A 24,457-nucleotide genomic window follows, 5' to 3' on the forward strand; every position below is an offset into this window, starting at 1 on the left:
CAGTCGGCGTCCCGTGCTCGACAGTTGGCGGGCCGGACCGAACCGACCGAAGGTGGCCTGCATGTGGCCGAACATCACCGAGCTGCGCCCGATGCCGAAGGGGGCGCCGGTCAGGTCCGCCTCGGTGGCGGCCTCGGCGAAGGCGGCCAGACCCTCGGAGCAGCGGCCCTTGCCGATCGCGCTGAGCCCAACCGCCCAGAGACCGTCGAGCATGTAGTAGCGGGCGCGCGGGCTCTCGCAGGATCGCAGCAACTCCACCCCGGCCCGCGCATTCTCCTCGGCGCCGTGTTGGCCGCAGAAGAATCGGCCCCATCCGGACAGCTCCTGCAACCAGCCGCGGACGACCGGGTCCGCGGTCTCGTCGAGCAGGCTCAGACCTTGTTCGACGCGGGACACCAGGTCCGGGGCATCGCCGCGGACGCACGCCATCTCGGCGGCGGCGGCGAACCCGAGCAACCGCCATGCCGGCGCGGCCGAGGGTGCTGCCAGGAGTCGATTCAGGCGGTCGGTGGACTCCGCCAACTGGCGTTGCCAGAACAGGTCGATCGGCAGCATCAAACTCAACGCCAGGTCGATCTGGCCTGCTGCCTCGGCCCAGTCCAGCGCGGACCGGAGGTTGTCGATCTCGAGCTGCAGCGCGCGTCGGGTCGACAAGTGCTCCGGGCCGTACAGACCGGCCTCGGCCGATGCAGTGACCTGTGCGAAATAGGCCGCGTGCCGGCGGCGTGCCTGCTCCGCGTCCCCGGCGCCGGCCAGTCGGGTCTCGGCGAACTGGCGGACGGTCTCCAGCAGCCCGTAGCGGCCGTCGTCGCTCTGCAGCACCAGCGACTTGTCCACCAGACCCGTCAGGCGATCGACCACCGCCCAGGTGTCGATAGAGGAGTCGACCCCGACGGCCTCGGCCGCCGCCAAGGTGAAGCCGCCGGCGAACACCGACAGCCGACACAACATGGCGCGTTCGTCGTCGCTGAGCAGGTTGTAGCTCCACTCGACCGAGGCCTCCAAGGCCCGATGCCGCGGCAACGCGCGACGGCTGCCGCCGGTCAACAACTCGAAGTGATCCCCCAGCCGTTCGGCGATCTGACTCGGCGTCATCGATCGACAACGAGCGGCGGCCAGCTCGATCGCCAACGGGATCCCGTCCAGCCGCGCGCAGACCGTGGTGATCGCGGCGAGTTCGTCAGGGCCGACCCGCATCGTCGGCCGGGCCAGTGCCGCGCGGTCGACGAACAGCGCCACCGATTCACACCCGGCGCCGTCCGGGCCGGCCGGCCGGCCCAGCGTCGGGATTCGATAAGTCGTCTCGCCGAGGGTCCCGAGCGGTTCCCGGCTCGTGGCCAGTACCGAACTCCCACGCAACCCGCGAGCAGTCGCTCGGCCACTGCGGCCGCGCCGTCGAGCAGGTGCTCGCAGTTGTCCAGCACCACCAGGGCCACCGAATCGGTGAACCGGTCGGCCAACGTGTCCAGGATCGGCTGCCCCGGCACCTCGGTAACCCCGGCCGCCGTCGCCAGGGTGCGGCCGACAAGGTCGGGATCGGTCAACGGCGCCAGATCGGCGAACCAGACCCCGTCGGGGAAATCGTCGAGCACCTCGGCACCCAGTTGAACGGCCAGGCGGGTCTTGCCGCACCCACCGGCTCCGGCCAACGTGACGTGGCGACGGTCGGCCAACAGCAGGGTGGTCTCGGCCAACTCCCCGGCCCGTCCGACGAAGCTGGTCACCTGCAGCGGCAGGTTCGTCAGCGCGCGGTTCAACGACCGCAACGGGCCGAACTCGAACGGCAACCCGGGTCCGCACAGCTGCGCCACCCGCTCGGGCTGCGACAGATCCCGCAACTGGTGCGCCCCCAGGTCCCGCAGGAACACCGCCCGGTCAGGTGCTCGGCCACCGGCGCCGCGGTCGCCCCGGACACCAGAACCTGCCCGCCGCGGGCCAACGCCCGCAACCGCGCACACCGGTTCAGCGTCTCCCCCATGTACCGGCCACCCTCGCGATCCTGGGCCGCACCGGTGTGCACCGCGATGCGCAGCGCCGCCGAGAGACCCTCCGGCCAGGGCTCGGCGCACAACGCGGCCTACAGGTCCGCGGCGAACTCCACGGCATCCACCGGGCGCGCGAACGCGACCACGAAGTTGTCGCCCTCGCCCTGCTCGGGCGGACGATGCCCGGCCCGAACATCGGCGTGCTCGACCACCAAAGCGTCCAAGCGCGCCAGAACCTCGGGCATCACCGCGGCGTGGTCCTCCCACAACCGGGTCGACCCCACCATGTCGCCGAGCACGAAGCTCACCGTGCCGCTGGGCCGAGCCGTGGCCGCGCCGCGGGTTCCTGTCTCCATCCGAATGCTCACGCCCATAGGTCATCAGCCTGGAACTGGCACAACCTCACCCACCTGGGGGATATCGACATCCTGTCCCGGACGGGCGGTCCCCGATAGTGCGGCCGTACAGGGGCGGGCGTCCGCGTACCGAAGCGTGTCGGTCGGTTCATTCCTCGGCGAAGCCTGATGCTTATGTTATCTATGTGACTGGTGTGTTTTTTCTCTGACCAGGAGCATCGATGGCCGATCGCTCTCGCGTGCCGCGTCCTTCCGTCGTGATTCCGGCGCAGCGGGCCGGGCGACTCGCGGTGCCTGCCGAACGGCCGGGCCTCTTCCCCGTGCAGCGCTCCCGCGATGGCGAGACCGATGGCTGACGAGCGCACTGTGCCGGGCGGCCCGGACGCGACGATCGGGGGCTGTCCCGGCTCCGATCCCGCAGGCGCTGCGGGCGAGGCAGTCCCGGGCCCGGTTGGCTCCGCCGTCGAGGACGACCTCGAGGCCCTGCACCGGTGGCAGGACGGCCTGGACCTGTGGGTCGATTCAGTTCTGGAGGCAAGCGCCGCCGATCGCAGTTCGACCGGCGAGCAGGCGGCTGAGCCCGGCGAACCCGGCCCGGTGCTACCGCCGCAGGTGCGTGCTGACGGTGCCGTGGACTCCACGACGAAAGCCTCGGTCTTCTCGCCGTTCCGGGTGCCGGGCACTCGCCGGGCCCCGGACGTCGCGGCGGCACCGACCGAGACTCCGCCGCAGGTTGAACCGGCCTGGCGTAGTCGCCCCGTGCGGCGCGCGGACGGAGCGTTGCCCGCGGCCCCGCTGGTGCCGCGGTGCCGAGAGCGCCGCCCGGTCGAGGACCCGCCGCCGGTCACGGTCGCACCGGCGAAGGCGACGCGGGGCTCGCATCGCTACCTGTCGTGGGTCTGTCTGGCCCTGGCTGCGGTCGCCCTCGCGCTGGGTTTCGTCTTCATCCGCTACACCGACGACTCGTCGTTCATGGCCTTCCGCTACGCCGCGACTTGGGTGCACACCCACCACTGGGCGTGGGACCCGAAGGGTCCCTCGGTGCAGGGTCACTCCAGCTTCGCCTGGGCCGCGCTGTCGATCGTGCCGGTCCTGCTGCACGTGCCGAACGAGCTGTTCTTCAAATGCGTTGCCGTGGGCCTGCTGGCCGGCTTCGCGGTGTGGACACATCGCCTGCGGCTGCCCCGGGTGCAACAGTTCCTGCTGCTGGCGACCGCCGCGTTGAGCCCGGTCTTCTTCATCCAGCTCTTCTCCGGTGCCGAGACGGTGGCTTTTGCGCTCGCCGTGACGATGCTGTTCGCCGGGCTGTACCGGACGGGCCGGTTCGGGCCGCTGGGTTGGGCCACCGCGATCGGCCTGGTGCTGCTGCGTCCGGAAGGCCTCGGGTACTGCGCGGTCGCGGTGCTCTGGGCGCTGGTGCTGGACCGCCGGGCGCTGCACCTGTGCGGTGCGGCGCTGGTGACTGCCTGGGTCGGGATCTACTGGGCCGCCGGCGGCGAGCAATTCGGTTACCGGTGGCCGAATTGGCTGTCCGTCGCCACGGGCGACGGGAGCGACTGGGACCGGTTCATGGCCGGCGCCGCCGTGGTCGGTCCGGTCGTGCTGGTGGCCGCGCTGACTGCGCTGGCCGTGGTGGTCCTGGTCGGGCGCAATCGGCGTCGGCCGGTGTGGCGGCGGGTGTTCGGACCCACGGTCCGGCGGGATGCCACCCCACTGGTGCTGGGGCTGACTGCCGCGTTGGTCCTGCTCGGCGGCTACCACCGGTGGGCGTTGCCGGGTGACTACGCAGGTCGGTTGATCTGGCAGGCGATCTTCCCGGTCGTGGCGGTCGCGTTGGCGCGCCCGCTGATCGTGCGCCGCCCGAGCGATGCGCAGGGCCTGCGCGACGGTTGGGCCATGGCGGCGGTCTTCGTCGCTGCCGCCGCGGTGGTCGTCGCGACCGCCGATCGGCATGCTCAGCAGGGCGTGTTGCTGGGGACCGGTGCCGCCCTGGCGATCGGCCTCGTCGACCGGATCGTGCTGCGCGATCGGGGTGCCACGGCGGTGGCCGCGGCGGGCCTGGCGGTCCTGATCTCGTGGATCCCGGCGACGGACGCGGTCGGTTTCGCCGCCTACCGGTACCGACTGCAGGATTCGCAGGTCGCGTTGGGTGTCCTGCTGCGCGACTCCCACCTGCGCGGCGCGGTCGCGACCGCGGATGCCGGCGTGCTGGCGTTCGAGTTGCCGGGTCGGGTGATCGACCTGGCGCGGCGTACCGACACCGATCTGACGCAGGATCAGGTCCAGGTGGTCATCGGGGTCTCGCAGGCGCCCGATGCCCGCGTCATCGAGTCCACTCTCGGGCAACAGGTGGCCGACGCGTGGGCCAGAAGCTCCCAGTTCGAGTTCCTGCCCGGCCCGGAATTCGCCCCCGGGTACTGGCTGAACCTGTGGGTCGACCCGGCCGTGGCGACCCCGGCGTTCGTCCAGGCGTTGCACGAGCTGACGCAGCGTTCCATCGTGCGCAACCGGCACAGCGACGCTCACCTGCTGCACCACCACCTGTTCGACCTCCCCTTCCTGCATGCGAAAAGGTCCTGACCGCCGCTGGCGCGAAAGCACTCGAGGCTGAGTGATGAGCCCTCAGCCGTTCGGAGGAGTGCGAAACCGTCTGATCGTCATGAGGCGGTTTGTCCGTGGCCTGCGTCCAACTGCCTTGACGGCATGCGGTGACGGGAGCAGCGATGAGCGACAAGACCTGGAAGCAGCTCAGCAAGTTCTGGACCTTCCGGCTGATGACGATCTTCGGGGCCATCTACTTCATCGACGGGCTGCTGATCGGCCCGACGCGGAGCGGCACGCAGACCACCGGCCACGGCTTCCGGATGGGCTTCGCGGTGGTCCTGCTGGGGATGCTCGTCGTCGCGGCCGGACATGACCTGATCGACCGCAAGGAGCACAGCCCGGGGCCGGTCACCGTCTGAGCGAACCTCAGAGGGCGGGAAGGTGCAGCCGCACTCGCATCCCGTACGGGGTCGAGGCCAGGCGCACCACCCGGCACAGGCGTCGGGTGAGCCAGAGTCGGTCGCCGGTGCCGTCGGTGGGATGCGGCTGCAGGTAGCCGGTGATCCGGGGTTGCCGGGGTCCGCGGCAGAGCAGTTCGCCGACGAGTTCCCGGCGCGCGGTCCACACCTTCATCTGCGCTTCCACCGGCTGGTCCGGGAAGAACTGCGCCGCCGCCTCGTGCGCGGCCAGGCCGAAGTTGCGTGCCGAGCGGCCGACCACCCCGAGTTCCAGGGCCCGCCTGGTGGCCAGGCGTGCGACGTCCTCGAAGGTGCCGTTGCGCACCACGGTCGCCTTGCTCGCCGGTGGCGGCGGCGCCAGCAGTGGCTCGAAGTCGGGGACGAACTGGCGCGGGGCCACGTAACCGGCGCAGGCGCGGGTGCCCAGCACGTCGGTCATCTCGGCGTGCGTGCGAAGGGCCTCGGCCAGCACACCGGCCGGGGTCTCACTGATCCGGTAGGGGCACACGACCTGGATCGGGACGTTGGCGAAGGCCAGGTTGCACGCCGCCTCGTAGCAGGACCACTCGGCGAGCTCGTCGGGTGCGCTCTGCTGCCACGGCGGCTCACCGATCACCCGCAGGCCGCTGTCGCCGGTCAGGCGGAAGTGCTTGGCGGCGCAGGCGGTCGCGTGGCCGGGGCTGCGGTACCAGTTGTTGGAGTCGACGAACTCCACGACGGCGGCCGGTGACAGCTCCGCGCGCAGCAGCTTGAACCGGGTGGGCGTGGCTACGACCAGCAGGCGATCGCCCGCCGCGTGGCCCTCGGCCAGGAACGGGACGAGCGTGGCCACGTACTCCCGCTCGCTAAGATACGGGAGGACCCGATGAGCAAATCCCGTCACGGGGTCATCTTTTCATCGCGAGGCCCGGCGGATAAGACCCGGGCGCGCTGGGGTCCAACCCACTTGCCGCAGATGCGGTAAAAACCCCGCTGGTAATGTGGCAAATGCGATATATGATGCGCGCTACCGCTTCGTTTGATCTCAAACGAATCGTGGCTCAGAGTTCAGGATCGCCCCAGGCTCGGGCGCACCACTGACCCCTCGAGAGGTTCCCACATATGCGCATCCCCTCCTTGCTGGCTGCCGCGGTCGCGGCCGTGACGACGATCGGGCTGCTCAGCGGCCCGGCGTCGGCCGTGCACTCCGGCACCACGGCTGTCTCGGCGTCGGACGTCGTCAAGATTCCGATCTCGTTCCACGTTAAGAACACGAACAACACCGAGGTCTACTGCGAGTACCCGGCCGACGGTAGGGACTACACGGTCCGTGGCCTCGTGGTCGGGCCGCGGAGTGCGATCAGGTCCGGGCAGGCTGCGACGCTGTACCTGCATGCGGTCACCTGGACCTCGGACTACTTCAACCTGCCGATCCCCGGGCACAACTACGCCGAGGAGATGGCCAAGCGCGGCCACGTCTCCATCGCGGTCGACCGCCTCGGTTACGGCAAGAGTGACGAGGTTCCCGGACTGTCGACGTGCTTCGGGTCCGAGGCCGACGTCGCCCACCAGATGGTGGCGGCGCTGAAGTCCGGCAACTACACGCTCGGCAACGGTGCGCCGACCAAGTTCGCGAAGGTCTTCACCTCCGGCTCCTCGGTCGGTGGGCTGATCGCGAATATCGAGGCTTACACGTTCAAGGACACCGCCGGGGTCTTCAACCAGTCGTGGGGCGACTGGTCGGCCGGGCCGTACGCCCTGAGTGAGGCCTTCGACGCGAACTTCCGCTGCTACCAGGGTGGCGACTACTTCAAGCCCGGGCGCCCGGAGTACGCGACCTTCGCCGCGGGCTCGCGCGACGAGTTCTACTTCGCCAGCGCGACCAAGGAGGTACGGGACAAGACCCCGGCGATGCAGCCGGACCCGTGCGGGCAGCTCATGAATCTGCAGTTCGCGATCGGCACCGACATGCAGCACCTCGGCGACATCGGTGTCCCGGTGCTGATGACCTTCGGCGACGCGGACCCGGTCTTCCCGCCGCCCTCGGCGCAGCAGATGCAGGCCCGGTACTCCGGCAGCTCGAAGGTCACCAGCATCAACATCCCGGGTGCCTCGCACTACCCGATCCTCGAGGAGCACTTCCCGGTAATGGTGGATGCCGCCAACGCTTGGTTGGCCCAGAACGGCGGTTGAGTTCGAAGATGACCGAAGCACGGCGCCGCGCTGCGATCGCAGGCGGCGCCGTGCTGTTCTTTGCGGTCGGTGCAGCGTTGGTCGGGTGCGGGCAGGATTCGCATTCGGCGGGCGCGCAGGACACGGCGAAGGTGACGACGGCGACCTCGATGATGGGGTTCGACCTGAACCGCACGGTGCACTCGTTCCAGGACACCGAGAACGGTGGGATCCAGCAGGTGGTCGCGAACAGCGCGGACGACGCGAAGGACATCGCCGCGATCCGGGCCCACCTGAGCAAGATCGCCGGACAGTTCGCGGTCGGTGACTTCAGCGACCCGGCGGCCATGCACGGGGCGAACATGCCTGGGCTGGCGGCGATGCGGTCCGGGGCCCCGAAGATGCAGATCTCCTATGCGGAGTTGCCCGCGGGTGGGCAGATCACCTTCCGCAGCGCCGATCCGGCCCAGGTCGAGGCGATCCACACCTACTTCGCGGCCCAACGCGCCGACCACAGCATGCCGGGCATGGGCATGGGGCACTGAGCTGCAGCTGGTGTCCCGAATTCGGGTTCGGGGCGTCATGAGTGGACAAATTCCGCGCTTTGCGCGCGTGCGGTGCCCGATGCTGTGAACGTGGTGATTCCTCGCGCGAGCTCACGTGGACTGCGGGTTCGCGTCGTCGCGACTGCGCTGCTCGGCGGTGTCGTGCTGGCCGGGTGCGGCTCCTCGGCTTCCGGCGCGCCTGCGCCGGCGGCAACCCCGAACGTGGACACCGCGGCGGTCCTGGCCGCGTACGGGAAGTTCTTCGCCGGCCAGGCAGCGATCTCGGCCGCGCCGGCGGCCCAGCGCAAGACGTTGCTCGCGCCGTTCACCACCGATCCGGAGTTGACTCAGCTGGCCGGCTCGATGGAGCAGGCCCAAGCCGGCGGCATGGTCAGCTACGGGGCGCCGGTGGTGCACCCCAAGGTCACGAAGGGCAGCGGCGACACGGCGACCGTCGCGGACTGCCAGGACGCGAGCGGCACCGGGCTGAAGAAGGTCAGCGGTGGGAAGATCGCCACTTCCGGTGAGGCCCACGACAGCGTCTCGACGACGATGATCCGCGGCGCCGACGGCCAGTGGCGGGTCTCCGACGTGGAGTACCAGACCGCTCCCTGCTGAGTGCCGGCGCACTGTCAGGCCGCGACGACGACCCGGGCTCCGACGGCCTCGTAGGTTGCCTTTGCGCGGAGGTCTCGAGTGCCCAGGTCGGCATTGTTGTCCCGGGCGGCCAGACCGACCAGCGCGTCGTAAACGGCGCCGCCCGCAACGCCGCGTTCGGCCAGGATGCCGGGAAGATGCATGGCGGTCTTGCGGGCGAGCAACAGGGGAGTGCCGAAGCGGGCCGCGATCAGTTCGGCGGCATCGGCCGGGGTCAGTCGCAGATCTGCCGGAAGCCGGGTGAGTACGGAGTAAGTCTCGGCCAAGGCGTGGCCGGCCAAGACCACGTCACGGCCCTTCCACCAGCGCAGGACCTCGCCATGTGCACTGTGTGTGGCAATGATCAGCGGCACGGCCACGCTGGTGTCCAGGGCGAGGGTCAACGTCGCCCGGCGTCGATCAGGCCGAAGACCGTTTCGTCGTCGATCGTGGTGTCGCCGGTGGCGACGAGCACGCCGGCCTCCTCGACGAGTCGAGCGGTGCGGCCGGCCGGGATGAGCTGAAGGCCTGCCCCGTAACGGGAGATGTGGACCACGGATCCGGTGCTCAGCCCCAATGCCTCACGCAGCGGCTTCGGCACCACAATCCGACCCACGGAATCCACTGTGGCATCCATAGGGAGAACGTTACCAGCCAATTCCCAAGGGCGGGCGCAGTAGCTTTCGGTGGTCGCGGTCAGCTGTTCTCGGGGATCTCGACAACCACGTCGGTGGACTTGACCCGGGCGATGGCGAGCACGCCGGGTTCCAGGCCGAGTTGGTCGGCGGCCTCGCGGCTCATCAGCGACACGATTCGGTACTGGCCGGCCTGGATCTCGACCTGGGCCATCACGGTGTCGCGGATGACGTTGGTGACGATGCCCCGCAGTCGGTTGCGCGCGGAGGCCCCGACGACTCGGACGACCTCGGGGTGTTCGCCCATGGAGCGGGCGAACTCGGCGAGGTCCGGGCCCTGCACGACCCGGTGGCCGTTGCGGTCACGGCTGGCGGTCAACTTGCCGGCGTCGGCCCAGCGCCGAACGGTGTCGGTGCTGACGCCGATGAGGTCGGCTACCTCACTGATGCTGAAGGTGCGCATGGCGCCCGCCTGTCCTTCGGTCGTTAGCTGTTTCTGACGGGTCGGGTCGTCAGCTCCGCTCAGCCGGCGCGGAGCAGCGTCCCCACGTCCTCGCCGGCCAAGGCACGGGTGAGGTTACCGGGAACCAGACCGTTGACGACGCGAGCGCTGCGCACGTGTCGCGCCCGGTCGAGCAGGTCGAGCACGACCGGGTCGATCGGCATCGAGGCCAGGCCCTTTGCGCGCAGCTGACTGGTCGTCAGATCGGACCAGGCTTGTGCCGGGCCGGTTGCCGGATCTGCATCGCAGATGCCATCCGCGTCCTTGACGTAGACCAGCTGCGCCGCACCGTAGGCCTCGGCCAGCAGCAATGCGCCCGCGTCGGCTCCGTAGGCCGGGACCTTGCCGACGCCCGGGGGCGGCTCGTAGAGCCCGAAGGGCGGGTAGGCGTTGGCGACCGCCAACGGGCAAGCGGCCAGGTGGGTGGTCAGCTGGTGGGCGGCACTGCCGTGCGGCAGGTAGGAGACCCCGTCGCCGGCCAGCATGGCCGCGATCAGGTGTCCGTTGGCCTCGGCCTCGGTGGAGACCAGCCCGGCCAGCACGCCGGTCGGCAGGCCGAGGTCCAGGCCCACGCCGAGTACGTGCCGGCCGCGGATGCCGGGCCCGGTGAGGACCAGCATGCGTCGGCGTGGCATCGCCGCGCGCAGTTCGTTGACTATCTGGGTGACCGTTTCCCCGCTGCGGTCGCAGATCGAGCGGCCGCCGAGCACGATCACGTCGAGCCACGGCAGCAGCCGGATCGGTTCGGTCTCGACCACGCGCACCAGGTCGCGGTCGAGCAGGGTCTGGCGCATCAGCGGGGACGGGACGTCCTTGACAGTGAAACCGGGATCCGACATGACGCCCCCTCAGTCCGCGCTGATGATCGTGCCGACGTGTTCGCCGTTGACCGCGCGGGTCACCAGCTCGGGCCGTAGCCCGTTGACGATCTGGACCGACCGGACGTGCCGGGCGTGCCGCAGCATGTGCAGCAGCGGTCGCTCGACGACGAGGTCGGGCAGGTCCAGCTCGATCAGTTCGTCCACGGTGATCCGGGGGATCAACTTCGCCGACGGGTCGGTCTTGGGGTTGGCGCTGTAGAGGCCGTCCTCGTCCTTGACGTAGACGACGTTGCGGGCGCCGTAGACCTCGCCGACCAGCCACACCCCGGCGTCGGTGCGGTAGGGCGGGATCAGGCCGGCCTCGGGATTGGGGTGCCACATCCCGTAGGGCGGCATGCCCGGGAAGACCACCGCGTGGGATTCGGCGATGTAGAGCGGCAGTACCCCGAAGCCCTCATGCCCGACCGTGGGTACTCCGTGACGGGCCATCAGATACCCGAGCATCCGGGCGTTCTGGCCCGCAACGGCGGCGCCGAGGTCGGACAGCACGCCGGTCGGCAGGCCCATCGCGGCGCCCATTGTGTAGGCGTGGCGAGCCCGCGTGCCGCCACCGGTGCCGATCATCAACTGGTGGCTGCCCTTGAGCGCGACCAGCTCGTCGACCAGTGGGTAGATCGCGGCCCGGCCGCGGTCGAGCAAACTCTGCCCGCCGACCTTGAGCACGGTCGCGTCGGGCAGGATCCGGTAGTCCGCCGCCCCTGACGTGGCTGCCAACAGCGCTGGGTCGGACAGCGAATTGTCCAACAGGGCCCAGCCCGGCGCGGTTTGCGTGGTCATCCAGTACCTCCCTGCCCGTGGCCGGGCCCGATCATGCCCGACTTCCGACGCGCGCGGAACCAGGTGGTTTCCAGCGGTCATTGGTGCCTTGGCTAACCAAAGGGTCAGAACTGCCAGAGGTAGGGCAAGTGCCAGCGACAAGCCCGAAATATATTCGCTGATTGGGTGCCAGATTTGGGCGGCGCCGACGTGGCTGTCGTCAGGCGTGGATGCCGACGACAATGGCGGCTGCGATGGCCGACATGGACAGTCCGGCCACGGCGAGCGCGCCGCTGCATCGCCTACGCGGTCGGGCCTCTCGGCGGGCGGCCACCGAGAGCCTCAGCGCGAGCAGCGCCAGTGGGAGGCAGGGGTTCGAAATGACCGGTGACGCGCTGAACGCGATCGCGAGTACCCCAGTCGCTGCGCCCATGGCCGCGAGCCCCGGGCCGGCCGGCCTGGGCCTGGTCCGCAGTGGACGCGGTCGGCGTTGTCGCGGTCATCGAACGAGCCAGTCGACCAGCAGCCTGCTGCTGCTGACCTCGGTCCGGGCGGGCGCCGGGTCGGTCGTCCCTGCTGGCCGATCCGTATGCGCCATGTTCACCACTCCGCAGACACGGGTTACTCGCCACCGTGAGTACGGCGGTGGATTATCCGGGCGTCCGCGCGCACACCCGCCCGTCAGGTGGTGTTGGACATCGCAAACCGAGGCGTTCCCCTGGGAACGCTTCCGTCTGTGGCCGGCTGCCGGGAACTGATGGTGCGTCAGCTGGTTACCTACGACTACGCGAGGCCGTCGACGCGGCCCTGCGGGAACTCGCCGCCCAGGCCGGCGCACACAACGACGAACTGACTCTCCTGCTCGCGCAGGCCCAGTTGGCCGACAAGGCCGGGCTGGCTCGTTGGACGGCCGGGTTGGTCGAGTTCCTCGCCGAGGCTCTCGGCACCGGGGGCGACCCGCGTCGCTCAGGCGCCGCCGGCCGCCGCCGGTGCCGTGCCGGGGACGACCACGAGGTCGCCGGGCTTGAGTGCGCGGGAGGAGATCTCGGTGGCGGTGTCTCCGATCAGGCCGACCGTGACCGGGACCTTGAGATAGTCGCTGCCGCGCTGCACGGTGACGACGCTCTTGCCCTCGCCGCTGCTGCGCACCGCGGCGTTGGGCACGGACAGGACGTCGGGGCGGGAGGCGGTGGTGATCACGACCGAGGCGCTCTGGCCGAGTCGCTGGGCCGCGGCGCGGTCGTCGAGGTCGATCTTGACGTTGTACTCCACGACGTGGTTCACGACGGTCTCCTCCAGGTCGATGGCCTTGACGGTGCCGGTGACCACGGCGCCGGTGCCGGGGAAGGTCACCTGGGCGCTCTGTCCGACGTTGACCTTGCGGATGTCCTTCTCGGCGACCTGGGCGGTGACGTCGCGGTGGGTCAGGTCGGCCAGGGTGACGAAGCCGGACTGCGTGGCCGCATGACGGTCCTCCACGGCGCCGGGTCCGTTGGGGAACGCCGGCGGGGACGCGGTCCCGCGGGCGGCGGCGGCCGGGGTCTCGCCGACGTCGCCGGCGATGTCGATGACGGTGCCCTTGAACGGTGCCTTCAGCACGGTGTCGGCCAGCTCGTCGTGGGCCTGGTCGACCTCGGCCTTCGCGTTGCGGACGGCGCCCTTGGCCTCCTGGATCAGGCCGGGGATGCAGGTGCAGCGGTGGCCGACGCCGTCGTGCGCCACGGCGACCGCGACATCGGCGCGGGCCAATCTGGCCGCGCGGATCATCTGCCGCAGGTTCTGCTCGTCCTGGGCCAGGGTGGTGGCCCGGGCCGCCTGGGCGGCGGCCAACCCGACCCCGGCCGCGGCCACGGCGCTGCGGGTGGTGCTCGAGGTGATGCTGTTGAGGCGTTGCCGTTGCCTGATCCGCGTCCGGCTGTCGGTGGTCACGCTCGCCGGGAAGTTGGGATTGCCGGTCAGATTGTTGGTGGTCAGCGAGTGGCTGTGGAGTGCGGCACTGCTCGCTGTCGAGGAGCTCGACTCGGAGCGGTCGCGCCGGTTGGCGTCCAGGTTCTGCACCTGCGAGGACATGAGCTCGTCCTGCGCGTCACGGTCCACGTGCAACCGCATCGCGGCGTCGCGGGCGGCGCCCAGGGAGTTGCGGAACATGCGGACCGCGGCGACCACCGAGGCCCGATCCCCGTCCAGAGTCTCCTTGGCGAATGCCAGCTGACCCTTCGCGGTGACCAACGCAGCCTGGGCGAGTTCCAGCTGTCGGGTGGCTGCCCGGTTGTCGACCTCGGCGAGTTCCTGACCCGCGTCGACGGCGTCGCCGACCCGCACCGGCAACTTCGTGACCAGTCCCGGACTGCCGTTGAACGTGACCCCCACGGTCCGGGGGGCGTCGAGGTTCCCGACGGCCTCGACCGTCGATGTGACTGTGCCCGTGGCCACGGGCACCGTATGGCTGCCCGGACCGGGCGTCTCGGCGTTGCCGACTGTCGCCACGAGCACTAGCAGCGCCAGCGCCTCGTGGACGGCGACCTTCTGGAACATCATCTACCCGCCCTTGCTCGTGGCCGCCGCCGCGGCCACCTCCCGACCCCACCTGCCACATTCGTCCCACAAACCTCATCAACAACAACAGTCACGTTAGGTGGCGCATGGTCGGGGGGGCGTACGGAGAGATCCAGCTTTGGGTCAAATCACCCGGCCCGGGACCGCGCCCGGCGCCGCCGGCAGGTGGACGCCGACCGCTCGTGGCGCGGATTTCACGAGCCGGTTACCAAGTGCCAGGAATGCCTCGGCGCGAGCGGGGCAGGGGGCGACCATGATCCGGACGGACCGGCCGCCCGACTCGGTCGAGGACCAGCGCGATCGACGGTACGACCGCGAACGCCGTCGCGGCGCCACCGAGCGCGTCGGTCGGGTAGTGGATGTTCAGCACGATCACCGCCCACGAGATCGCCGCACCGACCGCCAGGGCCGCCGCGGGTACCAACCGCCGGGTCCGGCGCCGGTCCCAGGCGCGGGCGCCGGCCAGTGCCAGCGCCAGGCTCAGCGCCCAGGCGGTCGCGAAGGCCACATGTCCGCTGGGGTAGGACAGGCAGCACTGGTGGATGCGACGGCCCACCAGAGGTTTGAGGATCTCCGCCGTCGCCGGGGCCGCGATTGAGCCGAGGCCGACCAGCACCATGTCGGCGCGACGCCGCGCAGCGCGGCAGCAAAGCATTCCGGCGATCACCAGCGCGGTGGCCACGTATCTGTTGCCGATCGTGTCCAGCAAATGGGCGAGTCCGCGCCAGGGTTGACCTACCGGATCGCGATGCTCACTCCACCAGTCGACGCCGGCCGGTGGATGGACTGCGAATGCCACCGCGCCGCCGGTTAAAGTCAGCGCGCCGACAATTGTGCACCCGTAAAGAAATCCACGGTCGCGGCCGATGAATTCGTCGCGAACCGGATAGGTCGGGGTGCGCGGGGCCGACGACGGGTCGGGTGCAATCACCACGGCCCGACTCCACGGCGTATCGCCCGCACCGGCACGAGACCACCGTATACCGAATGATATTCGGACCGATTCCCGGCGTGGCGACAAGCTCGGGTGCACGACTCACCGTGGACGTCGGACGCTTCGCGGCAGGTAGCTCTCGCCCCTGCTTTCCCCGACGTCGCAAGATAAATCCGCAGCACCAACAGCCTGCACTGATCAACTTCTACCTCAGCCCGATTGGGTCGCACAACCCCGGCACGGCATGCCGCCGGACCTCGTGATTCGGTGGGTCGGCAGCGTTTTGTGACGCAGGCCATAGTTTGAATTGCGGGGCCGGGGTGAACCCTTGAATTGAGCCTTTCTTCGGATTGGACGGTTGTTCAGCAACCGTTCACGGATACCGAGAATGGAAAAGCCAGGCGGTTTGCATTCTGCTGATCGACTGTTATGGTTCGGCCGTCGGAAGCCGATTCCGTATCGGCGCACCGATCTAGGTCCTCGATATCCCGGGCCACCCGTACACCCGCAGACAAGCGGGGGGCGGCACCCGGACAAGCGCATTGCGCACACGGAAAATGCTGTTGTTCGTCGAATTGTTGAGTAACTCGGATTCGGCGGGTGGCGGTCACGCGCGCCTCGGAACGTGTGAACTCCAGCCGACGTCCTGATCTCGTACGGGGCGCACCAATGGTTCTGGGCATCGAGCCTGCAGTCACACCGACCACCGCGGCACCGAACCCGTCGGAGCTGAGCCGGATCCTGCGGCTGACCCGACGGCTGGACCCGGCGGCGCACGGCCACGGCCACGGCCACCGGGCGAGTGCGCGGCCGGCGGCGCAGCACCTGGCCACCAACGTCGCGGTGCGGGTCACGGTCGCCCGGCCGCGTTGGCAGTCGCGCTACTCCCGATGCGTCGCCGCCACCGACCTGCTCGCGTTGAGCGCGTCGGCGGTGGGCTACCGCTGGTGGGGTTCGGTCGACTCGTTCACCACCGCGCAGATCGTGATGGCCTGCTCGGTCGTCGCGGCCGGGGCGCTGGCCCTGTACGCCGCGCGGGCCTGGGACCCCCGGGTGCTCGGGCACGGCACCGAGGAGTTCAACCGCCTCGTGCGGGCCTTCGTCTGGCTCGGTCTGCTCACCACCCTGCCCGGGCTCGCGCTGGAGCAGCCCGCGCTTCGCCCGTATGCGTTCGGGGTCGTCCCGATGGCGCTGGTGGGCGCCACCTCGACCCGACTGCTGATCCGCTGGCGGGTCACCCGCCTGCGCCGCCAGGACCGCTGCATGCGCAACGTGCTGGTCGTCGGCTCCGGGACCACCGTCGCCCCGGTCATCGACCGGGCCCGACGCTCCCGCGCCGGTTGGGCGGTCACCGGGGTGTGCCTGTCCGACGACGACGGCTCGATCCGCCGCGAGGGTGGCGGGGCGCCGCGGACCGTGCACGGCGTGCCGGTCCTGGGGGGCCTGGAGGCGGTCGTGGACACGGTCCTGCGCTTCGGCTACCACGTGGTGTGCGTGGCCCCGGACACCGGCTGGTCCAGCCGGCGACTGCACGAGCTGACCTGGGACCTGGAGGGCACCGGCACCGAGATCGCCGTCGATCCGGGCCTGATGGAGATCGCCAGTCGGCGCGTGGTGATGTGCCCGCTGGACGGCGTTCCCGTGTTGCGGCTGGAGGAGCCCAAGTTCTTCGGCCTGCAACGGTTGACCAAGGCCGTGATCGACCGGGTCGGTGCACTGCTCCTGCTGATCGCGCTGTCCCCGGTGCTGCTGGCCGCGGCCCTGGCCGTGCGGTGCTCCGGGCGCGGCCCGCTGTTCTACCGGGCCCGTCGGTTGGGCAAGAACGGTGAGCCGTTCACGATGGTCAAGTTCCGCTCGATGGTGCCCGACGCCGAGCAACGGCGGGCCGAACTCGTCGAGTCCGACAACGGGGCCGGGCCGATGTTCAAGGTCCGCGACGACCCGCGGGTGACCCGGGTCGGTCGGGTGCTGCGGCGCTACTCGATCGACGAACTGCCGCAGTTGTTCAACGTGCTCGCCGGTTCGATGTCGCTGGTCGGCCCCCGCCCGCCGTTGCCGGAGGAGATCCGGGCCTACGACGAGGCCGCGCGCCGGCGGTTGCTGGTCCGCCCGGGGATGACCGGGCTGTGGCAGGTCTCCGGCCGCAGCGACCTGTCCTGGGTCGAGTCGGTCCGGCTGGACCTGACCTACGTGGAGAACTGGTCGCTGCTGTCCGACGCGCTGATCGTGGTCCGCACGATCCGGGCGGTCGTGCGGGCCGGCGGGGCCTACTGATGGAGGAGACGATCTCCGCCGGGGCCGCGTGGGCCGCGGTGCGCCGCCGCCTGCGGTGGTTGTCGGTGGCCGCGGTGGCCGGGTTGCTGTTCGGACTGGCCTGGAACGCGGTGCGCCCGCCGCAGGCGGTGGCGACCTCGGCGGTGATGTTCCCGCAGGACCCGAACGACCCGAAGCGCGCCGACACCGAGGCGCGGATCGCGTCCAGCCGGGCGGTCGTCGACAAGGTCGCGGCGAGCCTGCCGGGTTCGGCTGCCGGGCGACTGGCGAACGACCTGACGGCGGCCAAGCTCACCCACGACGTCGTGCGGCTGACCGCGCAGGCCGGCTCGACCGACGGCGCCCGCAAGCTCATCGCGGCCTACACCGCCGCGTACATCGACTACTCCGGTGGCCTGCAGCGGCAGTCCGCCACCGATCAGGCCGCGTCGTTGACCCGGCAGTTGGCCCCGGTCAACGCGCAACTGGCCGCGGTGGCCGACCGGTTGAACCAGATCGACACCGACCCGCGCGTGAACGCCACCGGCCCGTTGGGTGAGGCGGCCCGGGTGGAGCAGGTCGATCTGCAGAAGTCGCAGGAGCGCCTCGGGCAGGACATCACCGACCTGCAGGACAAGATCGCCGCCGCGCAGGTGGCTTCCGGCCGGCAGGACTGGTTCACCCCGATCGACCAGTCGACGCCGATCCCGCCGGGCCGGTTCGCCACCGCCCGGCGCATCCTCGCCCCGACCCTGCTGGCCCCGCTGCTGGTCGCACTCGGGCTCGTTCTGGCGCGCCGCCGCGACGTCCGCCTCTACGAACCCGCCCAGGTCGCCCGCGCCGCCGGCGCCCCGGTGCCGGCTACCGTCCCGGCCCCGGCCCCGGCCCCGGCCCCGGACCGGATCCCGACCGACGCGGAGGAGATCCGGTGGCGCCGCGCGGTCTCCCGACTGCTCGACGCGCAGGCCGGCCCGGTGCCGGCCCTGACCGTCGTCCACCCGGGCGGTGATCCGGTGGCCGCGGCGACCGCCGGGAAGTTGATCGGCCGACTGCCGGTGTCGGCACCGCCGGTCCGGCAGGTGGCCGCGCTCGGGGGCACGCTGCCTGACCTGGACCCCGCGGCCCGCCTGGTGCTGGTGGTCACCGCGGGCACGATGACGGCGGCTGCGCTGCACCAACTGGCCGGGGCCTGCCACGACGCCGGCGCCGCACCGCACGCCGTCCTGCTGGTCACACCCGAGCTCGCCGCGGCGCCGCGGCCGGCCCGGTTGCGGCGCGCCTCGGTGGGAGCACCGGCATGAGCGGCCTGCAGCCGACCCCGACCCCGCTCGGCGCCCGGCTGGAACCGTTGGTGGAACTCGATCGTCTCGTTGTCGCCGTACGGCTGCGCCGGCGCTGGTGCCTGATCGGTGCCCTGGTCGGCGTGCTGCTCGGGCTGGCCGTGCCGCGGTTGCACGGCGGTTCGTCGGCCAGTGCCGCGGTGCTGGTCTCCCGCGGCGATCGGCCCGGGCCGTTGAAGGACTACAACCAGCAGTCCGGGGTGCTGCAGGCCGCGGGTGCGGAGGTCATCCCCGGGGTGATGCCCAGTACCGGGGCGGCGTTGTGCTCCGGTGGTGCGGTCGCCGGGCCGGCCGCCGCGCGGCTGGGGATCTCCCCGGCGGCGCTGAGCGGTTCCTACTCGTGCTCGGACGCGGCCCCGGACGTCATCAAGGTGACCGCCCGGTCGCCGAACCCGCAGCAGGCTCAGCGCACGGTCGCCGCGGTCACCGAGGCGTTCCTGGGCGCCTACCGGGCTCAGCAGCAGCAGAACGCAAGCACCCAGGCCTCCGACCTGCTCGCCCAACGCGGACGGCTGGAGCAGAACCTGACCGAGGTCACCCGATCGTTGGCGGCCTCGACCTACCCGGCGCAGATCCAGTCGTTGGAGGACCTGCAGAAGGACCTGCTGACCCGGATGGACGACCTGACTGGCCGGGCCACCGACCTGCAGACCACCGCCACGACCGCGGCGGCCGGCAGCCGCGTGGTCGACCCGCCGATCGCGGTTCCCGACCACCACAAGCTGATCCTGCCGGTTGCCGGAGGCCTGCTCGGGCTGCTCGCCGGCGCCGCGGCCGCCGTGCTCGGTGTGATCGTCGCCGACCGTCCGCTGCGCCGCCGTGAGGTCGCCACCGCGTTGGGTGAACCGATCGCCCTGGACGTCGTGCGGATCCGGCACGGCCACCGGCGCCGGCTCGACCCGGCCGCCGCGGCAGGTCTGCTGGCCCGGCTGCTGCGCGACGGCAATCGCGTGCTGGTGCTGGAGAGCGGCTGCCCGGCCGTGGCCCTGGACGTGACCGCCGCGGCCGCCGGGCAACTCGACACCCGGCCCACCGCGGCCCTGGGCGGGGCACCGGCGCGGGTGCGCGATGCGCACACCCGGGTCGCCGGGGCGGTGCAACTGTCTCCGCCGGAGAGCGTCGCGGGATCGGCGGCCCAGTTGCAGATCGGCTCGCTGCGCCCGGCCGGGCCGTGGGCCGCCGGCGACGCCACGGACCGGGTCGCGGTGTTGCTGGTGCGCCCCGGGCACGAGAGCGCCGCCGGCCTGGCCGACGGTGCCGAGGACCTGCGCACCCTCGGGATCCCGGTGGCCGCGGTGTTCCTGGTCGACCCGGACAGGCACGACCGTACGGACGGTTTCGCCGGTGCGGCCTTCGAGCGGATGTTCCAACTGCGACGAGGAGTCGTGACATGAAGGTTGCCGTCCTGGGCCTGGGTTACGTCGGCGCCGTCTCCGCGACGTGCCTGGCCGACCGCGGGCACGAGGTGATCGGGGTCGACGTCGACCCGGACAAGGTTCAGGCGCTGAACGCCGGTCGGTGCCCGGTCGTGGAGCCGGGCCTGGACCCGTTGACGGCGAAAGCCGTGGCCACCGGGGCGCTGCGGGCCACCGGCGACCTGGCCGAGGCCCTGCGCGAGGCGACGGTGAGCCTGGTCTGCGTCGGAACGCCCTCGGCGGCCAACGGCGCCACCGACGTCAGCTACGTGCGCCGGGTGATCGCCGACATCGGCACCGTGCTGCGCGACCGCCCCGGCCCGCACGTCGTGGTGATCCGTTCCACCGTGCCGCCGGGCACCGTCGCCGGGGTGCTGGCCCCGGCCCTGGAGGAGACCTGCCGGGGCCGGTTGGGCCGCGACGTGCACCTGGCGATGTGCCCGGAGTTCCTGCGCGAGGGCTGCGGGGTCGCCGACTTCTTCGACCCGCCGTTCGTGGTGCTGGGCGGCGAACCGGCCGCGACCGGCCCGTTGCGGGAACTGTTCGGATTCGTCGACGCCCCGGTGCACGAGGTGCCGGTGTCGGTCGCGGAGAGCCTGAAGCTGTCCTGCAATGCCTTCCACGCCCTGAAGGTCACCTTCGCCAACGAACTCGCGCGGCTCTACCGCTGTGTGGGGGTGGACTCCCGCGAGGTCATGGAACTGTTCGTGCAGGACACCGTGCTGAACGTCTCGCCGGCCTACCTGCGCCCCGGGTTCGCCTTCGGCGGTTCGTGCCTGCCCAAGGACGTGCGCAGCCTGCTGCACCTGAGCCGGGTGCACTCGGTCGACCTGCCGGTGCTGGCCGGGGTGCTGCCGTCCAACGAGGTCGTGGTCCGCGACCTGGCCGACCGCGTGGTGCGCCGGGTGGACGAGGTCGGCGGCGCGGACCGGCGAGTCGCCCTGCTGGGGTTGGCGTTCAAGGCGGCCACCGACGACCTGCGGGAGAGCCCCAACGTCGAACTCGCCGAAAGGCTCATCGGCAAGGGAATCGACCTGCGCATCAACGACCCGGTGGTCAACCCGGCCCGTCTGCGCGGGGCCAACCTGCGCACCGTCAACGAACGGTTGCCGCACCTGGGTCGGGTGCTCTGCGAGACACCCGAACAAGCCCTGGACGGCGCCCCGGTGGTGGTCGTCTCGACGGCCGCCGCGGCGGTGACGGCAGCGGTCGTGACGGCGCGCCCGGCGGCTGTGTTCGACCTGACCGGGCGGCTGGGCGCCGCCGTCGAAGCATTGCCCGGCTACGAAGGGATCGGCTGGTGAGCAAGTCTTCCGCCGCTCATGTGGCGATCGTCGTGCAGAACCTGCCGGTGCCCTTCGACCGCCGGGTCTGGCTGGAGTGCCAGGCGTTGCGCGACGCCGGGTACGAGGTGTCGGTGGTCTGCCCGAAGGGCCCGGGGGATCCCTCCTACGAACTGCACGAGGGCGTGCACCTGTACAAGTACCGGGCCTTCCCGCCGATCACCCACCAGGCCGCTTTCGTCGGTGAGTACGCCTATTCGGTGACGGCCTCGTTCAGGGGACTGGCCAAGGCCTGGCGGCGGCGGCCGTTCCAGGTCGTGCAGTTGTGCAACCCGCCGGACGTGCTGTGGGCCGCGGCGCTGCCGTTCAAGGCCCGGGGCGCGCGAGTGGTCTTCGATCAGCACGACCTGTGCCCGGAACTGTACGAGTCGCGCTGGCCCGAGGGGCCGCGGATCGTGCACCGGGCGTTGCTGGCCACCGAACGCATCACCTACGCCGTGGCCGACCGGGTGGTGTCCACCAACGAGTCCTACCGGTCGGTCGCGTTGCGCCGCGGCCGCAAGCGACCGGAGCACGTGACGGTGGTGCGCACCGGGCCGGACCCGGACCGGATGCGCGCCGGGGCACCGGTCGAGGAACTGCGCCGCGGGCACAAGCACCTGTTGGCCTACCTCGGGGTGATGGGCCCGCAGGACGGCGTCGACCTGGCGCTGCACGCGATGCACCACATCGTGCACACCCACGGCCGCACCGACGTCGGGCTCACGCTGATCGGCAGCGGCGATGCCGCGCCGGCACTGCACCGCCTGGCCGCCGAACTGAACCTCGGCGAGCACGTGCACTTCACCGGACGGGTCCCGGATGCGCAGGTCCAGGAAATCCTGTCCACCGCGGTGGTCGGCCTGTGCCCGGACCCGCGCAATCCGCTGAACGACGTGTCCACGATGAACAAGACCATGGAGTACCTGGCCTACGGCCTGCCGGTGGTCGCCTTCGACCTGATCGAGACCAAGGTCTCGGCCGATTCCTCGGCCCTGTACGCGCAACCCAACCGCACCGAGGACTTCGCCGGGAAGATCCTCGAACTGCTCGACGACGAACTGCGCCGCGAGCAGATGGGCGAGGCCGGGCGGTGGCGGGTCGAGCAGGTGCTGGCCTGGCGCTGCCAGGTGCCCGCATATGTCGCGCTGTACGACGAACTGACGGCCCGTCACGTCAAACGGGCAGCCGCCCCCGGGGGTGTCCGGTGTGCGGGATAGCCGGCACCTACGCCTGGCCCGACGCGGCGGCGGTGGCCGACCGGATCATCGGTGCGCTGGAGCACCGCGGCCCGGACGGGCACGGTGCGGTCGGGTTGGCGTGCGCCGGGGTCCCGGTGGAACTGCGGCACCGCCGGCTGGCGATCCTGGACCCGTCGGAGGCCGGCGCGCAGCCGATGCGTCGGGGTGGGTTGACCCTGGTCTACAACGGTGAGCTCTACAACTACCCGGAACTGCGCGCCGAACTGGGCGCGGCCGGGGTCGCCTTCGTCGGGCACTCCGACACCGAGGTGCTGCTGGAGGCCTGGCGGCGCTGGGGAATCGAGTGCCTGCCGCGGTTGCGCGGCATGTTCGCGTTCGCGGTCCTCGACGAGGCCACCGGTGAGCTGACCCTGGCCCGCGACCAGTTGGGCATCAAGCCGTTGTTCGTGCACCGCGGCGGCGCGGGGCTGGTGTTCGCCTCGGAACTGAAAGGGATCGTGGCCGCATTGGGGCCACAGCTGAGCATGGATGCCGGGGCGATGGTGGCCTCGTTGTTGTACTACTGGGTGCCGGACACGCGGTGCGCGATCCGGGAGGTGTCGAAGCTGCAACCGGGTTGCTGGTTGCGCATCGCCCCGGACGGGCGGGTCGCCGAGGGTCGCTACTTCTCGCTGCGTGAGGTGGCCGAGGCCGCGGCCGGGGCCGCGGCCGGGGCCGCGACCCCGGACCTGGCGGCGATCGTGGCCGACTCGACCCGCCGGCACCTGATCTCCGACGTCGGGGTCGGTGCGTTCCTGTCCGGCGGGTTGGACTCCAGCTACCTGACCGCGTTGGCTGCCCGGGAGAACCCGGACCTGACCGCGTTCACGATCGCCTTCCGTGCCCAGGACGCGCGGATGGAGGCGATGCCCGACGACCTGCGCTACGCCCGTGAGGTGGCCGGGCGGTTCGGCGTCAAGCTGCACGAGATCGAGATCGCCCCGGACGTAAGGGAAATGCTGCCGCTGCTCGTGCACCACCTCGACGAGCCGATCGGGGACCCGGCGGCGATCAACACCTACCTGATCAGCCGTGCCGCGCGGGAGGCCGGGATCACCGTGCTGCTGTCCGGGATGGGCGCCGATGAACTGTTCGGCGGCTACCGCAAGCACGCCGCGAACCTGATGGCGTTGCGCTACCGGCAGGTGCCGGGGCCGCTGCGCGGCGGGATGGCCGCGGCGGTCGGCCGGCTGCCGGTGGCCGGTTCGCGCCGCGGGTACCGCTCGGTGCGGTTCGCCAAACGGTTCCTGTCCTTCGCCGAACTGCCGGAGGCGCAGGCGTTCCGGCGCAGCTACACCCTCTACGACCATTCCGAACTGCTCGACCTGATCGACCCGGACCTGGCGCAGGTGGCCGCCGACGTGCTGGCCGAGCACGACGCGATCTATGCCGACCAGGCGCTCGACGATCACGTCAACCGGATGTGCCTGGCCGACGCGCGGCTGTTCCTGCCCGGCCTGAACCTGACCTACACCGACCGGGCGAGCATGGCCGCCTCGGCGGAGGTGCGGGTCCCGTTCGTCGACGTCGAGGTGGTCAAGGCCGCCTTCGCGTTGTCCGGTGCGGAGAAGATCCGCGGCCGGCGCGGGAAACTGGCGTTGAAGCAGGCCGCGGCGAGCGTGCTGCCGGACTCGGTGGTGCACCGCCCGAAGGGTTTGTTCAGCGCGCCGTTGCGGTCCTGGATGTCCGGGGCACTCGCCCCGCTCGTGTCGGAGATGGTCGCCGACGGGGAACTGGTGGCGGCCGGGTTCCTGCGCCGCGACGCGGTGCGGCGCCTGATCGCGCAGGACGCGGCCCGCAGCGAGGACCGCGCCAAGCACCTGTGGCACCTGCTCACGCTGGAGTTCTGGTACCGGCAGGCGGGCGCGGCCGGGGTGTCGGCCGGGCGGGCAGCCGGTACGTCGATGGTCACCGCGGCCTGAGGGCCAGTCAGAAAGCCTGTCCGGA

Annotated in this window: 22 protein-coding genes; 11 read left to right on the top strand and 11 right to left on the bottom strand. The window is 70.9% G+C overall.

Features of this window, described 5'->3' with window-relative positions; translation table 11 throughout:
* Nucleotides 1–1,239, bottom strand: a 1,239-nt coding sequence (locus VHU88_17085; GenBank protein ID HEX3613405.1) for a hypothetical protein, incomplete at its 3' end; no start/stop codon positions are given.
* An 838-nt stretch (nt 1,240–2,077) separates the two neighbouring features.
* Nucleotides 2,078–2,353 carry a hypothetical protein gene (locus VHU88_17090; GenBank protein ID HEX3613406.1) on the bottom strand — a complete coding sequence of 92 codons (276 nt, stop codon included), beginning with the start codon at nt 2,351–2,353 and terminating at the stop codon, nt 2,078–2,080.
* Between the two features lie 336 nt (nt 2,354–2,689).
* Here VHU88_17090 and VHU88_17095 point away from each other — a divergent pair, with 336 nt between their 5' ends.
* Complete coding sequence (locus VHU88_17095; GenBank protein HEX3613407.1) at nt 2,690–4,921, top strand: hypothetical protein; 2,232 nt, start codon at nt 2,690–2,692, stop codon at nt 4,919–4,921.
* A gap of 143 nt (nt 4,922–5,064) precedes the next feature.
* Nucleotides 5,065–5,304 (top strand): hypothetical protein, encoded by a 240-nt coding sequence (locus VHU88_17100; GenBank protein HEX3613408.1) that lies wholly within the window; start codon nt 5,065–5,067, stop codon nt 5,302–5,304.
* Between the two features lie 7 nt (nt 5,305–5,311).
* On the opposite strand, the gene VHU88_17105 is transcribed toward VHU88_17100, so the two are convergent.
* Entirely contained in the window at nt 5,312–6,226 is a 915-nt protein-coding gene (locus tag VHU88_17105) for an MEDS domain-containing protein (protein HEX3613409.1), read from the bottom strand.
* Between the two features lie 218 nt (nt 6,227–6,444).
* On the opposite strand from VHU88_17105, the gene VHU88_17110 reads away from it, so the two are divergent.
* The 3 genes from VHU88_17110 (at nt 6,445) to VHU88_17120 (ending at nt 8,657) form a co-directional block, all read left to right on the top strand.
* Nucleotides 6,445–7,515 (top strand): alpha/beta hydrolase, encoded by a 1,071-nt coding sequence (locus tag VHU88_17110; GenBank protein HEX3613410.1) that lies wholly within the window; start codon nt 6,445–6,447, stop codon nt 7,513–7,515.
* An 8-nt stretch (nt 7,516–7,523) separates the two neighbouring features.
* The gene (locus VHU88_17115; protein HEX3613411.1) at nt 7,524–8,039 is read left to right on the top strand and encodes a hypothetical protein; all 516 of its coding nucleotides are present in this window, start codon (nt 7,524–7,526) and stop codon (nt 8,037–8,039) included.
* 90 nt (nt 8,040–8,129) lie between these two features.
* Complete coding sequence (locus tag VHU88_17120; GenBank protein HEX3613412.1) at nt 8,130–8,657, top strand: hypothetical protein; 528 nt, start codon at nt 8,130–8,132, stop codon at nt 8,655–8,657.
* Nucleotides 8,658–8,671: 14 nt separating this feature from the next.
* Here the strand turns inward: VHU88_17120 and VHU88_17125 are convergent, their stop codons facing one another.
* The 8 genes from VHU88_17125 to VHU88_17160 form a co-directional block, all read right to left on the bottom strand.
* The gene (locus VHU88_17125; GenBank protein HEX3613413.1) at nt 8,672–9,079 is read right to left on the bottom strand and encodes a PIN domain-containing protein; all 408 of its coding nucleotides are present in this window, start codon (nt 9,077–9,079) and stop codon (nt 8,672–8,674) included.
* Nucleotides 9,076–9,291, bottom strand: a complete 216-nt coding sequence (locus VHU88_17130) for an AbrB/MazE/SpoVT family DNA-binding domain-containing protein (protein ID HEX3613414.1) — start codon at nt 9,289–9,291, stop codon at nt 9,076–9,078. The genes VHU88_17125 and VHU88_17130 overlap by 4 nt, the downstream gene beginning before the upstream one ends.
* 80 nt (nt 9,292–9,371) lie before the next feature.
* Nucleotides 9,372–9,773, bottom strand: coding sequence for a helix-turn-helix transcriptional regulator (locus tag VHU88_17135; GenBank protein ID HEX3613415.1), 402 nt, complete (start codon nt 9,771–9,773; stop codon nt 9,372–9,374).
* A gap of 59 nt (nt 9,774–9,832) precedes the next feature.
* A complete protein-coding gene (locus VHU88_17140; protein ID HEX3613416.1) occupies nt 9,833–10,651 on the bottom strand; it encodes a hypothetical protein in 819 nt (272 codons plus the stop codon).
* Nucleotides 10,652–10,660: 9 nt separating this feature from the next.
* Entirely contained in the window at nt 10,661–11,470 is an 810-nt protein-coding gene (locus VHU88_17145; protein ID HEX3613417.1) for a hypothetical protein, read from the bottom strand.
* A gap of 199 nt (nt 11,471–11,669) precedes the next feature.
* Nucleotides 11,670–11,882 (bottom strand): hypothetical protein, encoded by a 213-nt coding sequence (locus VHU88_17150; protein HEX3613418.1) that lies wholly within the window; start codon nt 11,880–11,882, stop codon nt 11,670–11,672.
* Nucleotides 11,883–12,415: 533 nt separating this feature from the next.
* A complete protein-coding gene (locus tag VHU88_17155; GenBank protein HEX3613419.1) occupies nt 12,416–13,987 on the bottom strand; it encodes an HlyD family efflux transporter periplasmic adaptor subunit in 1,572 nt (523 codons plus the stop codon).
* Between the two features lie 223 nt (nt 13,988–14,210).
* Nucleotides 14,211–14,939: a phosphatase PAP2 family protein gene (locus tag VHU88_17160; GenBank protein ID HEX3613420.1), complete on the bottom strand. Its 729-nt coding sequence runs from the start codon at nt 14,937–14,939 to the stop codon at nt 14,211–14,213.
* Nucleotides 14,940–15,608: 669 nt separating this feature from the next.
* Between VHU88_17160 and VHU88_17165 the strand changes: the two genes are divergently transcribed.
* The 6 genes from VHU88_17165 to asnB are packed head-to-tail and all read left to right on the top strand — an operon-like array spanning nt 15,609 to nt 24,432.
* Nucleotides 15,609–17,213: a sugar transferase gene (locus VHU88_17165; protein ID HEX3613421.1), complete on the top strand. Its 1,605-nt coding sequence runs from the start codon at nt 15,609–15,611 to the stop codon at nt 17,211–17,213.
* Nucleotides 17,213–18,493: a hypothetical protein gene (locus VHU88_17170; GenBank protein ID HEX3613422.1), complete on the top strand. Its 1,281-nt coding sequence runs from the start codon at nt 17,213–17,215 to the stop codon at nt 18,491–18,493. The genes VHU88_17165 and VHU88_17170 overlap by 1 nt, the downstream gene beginning before the upstream one ends.
* Complete coding sequence (locus tag VHU88_17175) at nt 18,490–19,926, top strand: hypothetical protein (protein ID HEX3613423.1); 1,437 nt, start codon at nt 18,490–18,492, stop codon at nt 19,924–19,926. The genes VHU88_17170 and VHU88_17175 overlap by 4 nt, the downstream gene beginning before the upstream one ends.
* A complete protein-coding gene (locus VHU88_17180) occupies nt 19,923–21,251 on the top strand; it encodes a nucleotide sugar dehydrogenase (GenBank protein ID HEX3613424.1) in 1,329 nt (442 codons plus the stop codon). The genes VHU88_17175 and VHU88_17180 overlap by 4 nt, the downstream gene beginning before the upstream one ends.
* Nucleotides 21,248–22,489, top strand: a complete 1,242-nt coding sequence (locus tag VHU88_17185; protein HEX3613425.1) for a glycosyltransferase family 4 protein — start codon at nt 21,248–21,250, stop codon at nt 22,487–22,489. Before VHU88_17180 ends, VHU88_17185 begins: the two co-directional genes overlap by 4 nt.
* Nucleotides 22,477–24,432, top strand: a complete 1,956-nt coding sequence (asnB, locus tag VHU88_17190; protein HEX3613426.1) for an asparagine synthase (glutamine-hydrolyzing) — start codon at nt 22,477–22,479, stop codon at nt 24,430–24,432. Before VHU88_17185 ends, asnB begins: the two co-directional genes overlap by 13 nt.
* The last annotated feature ends 25 nt before the right edge of the window (nt 24,433–24,457 follow it).

Source organism: Sporichthyaceae bacterium, assembly GCA_036269075.1.
Classification (GTDB): domain Bacteria; phylum Actinomycetota; class Actinomycetes; order Sporichthyales; family Sporichthyaceae; genus DASQPJ01.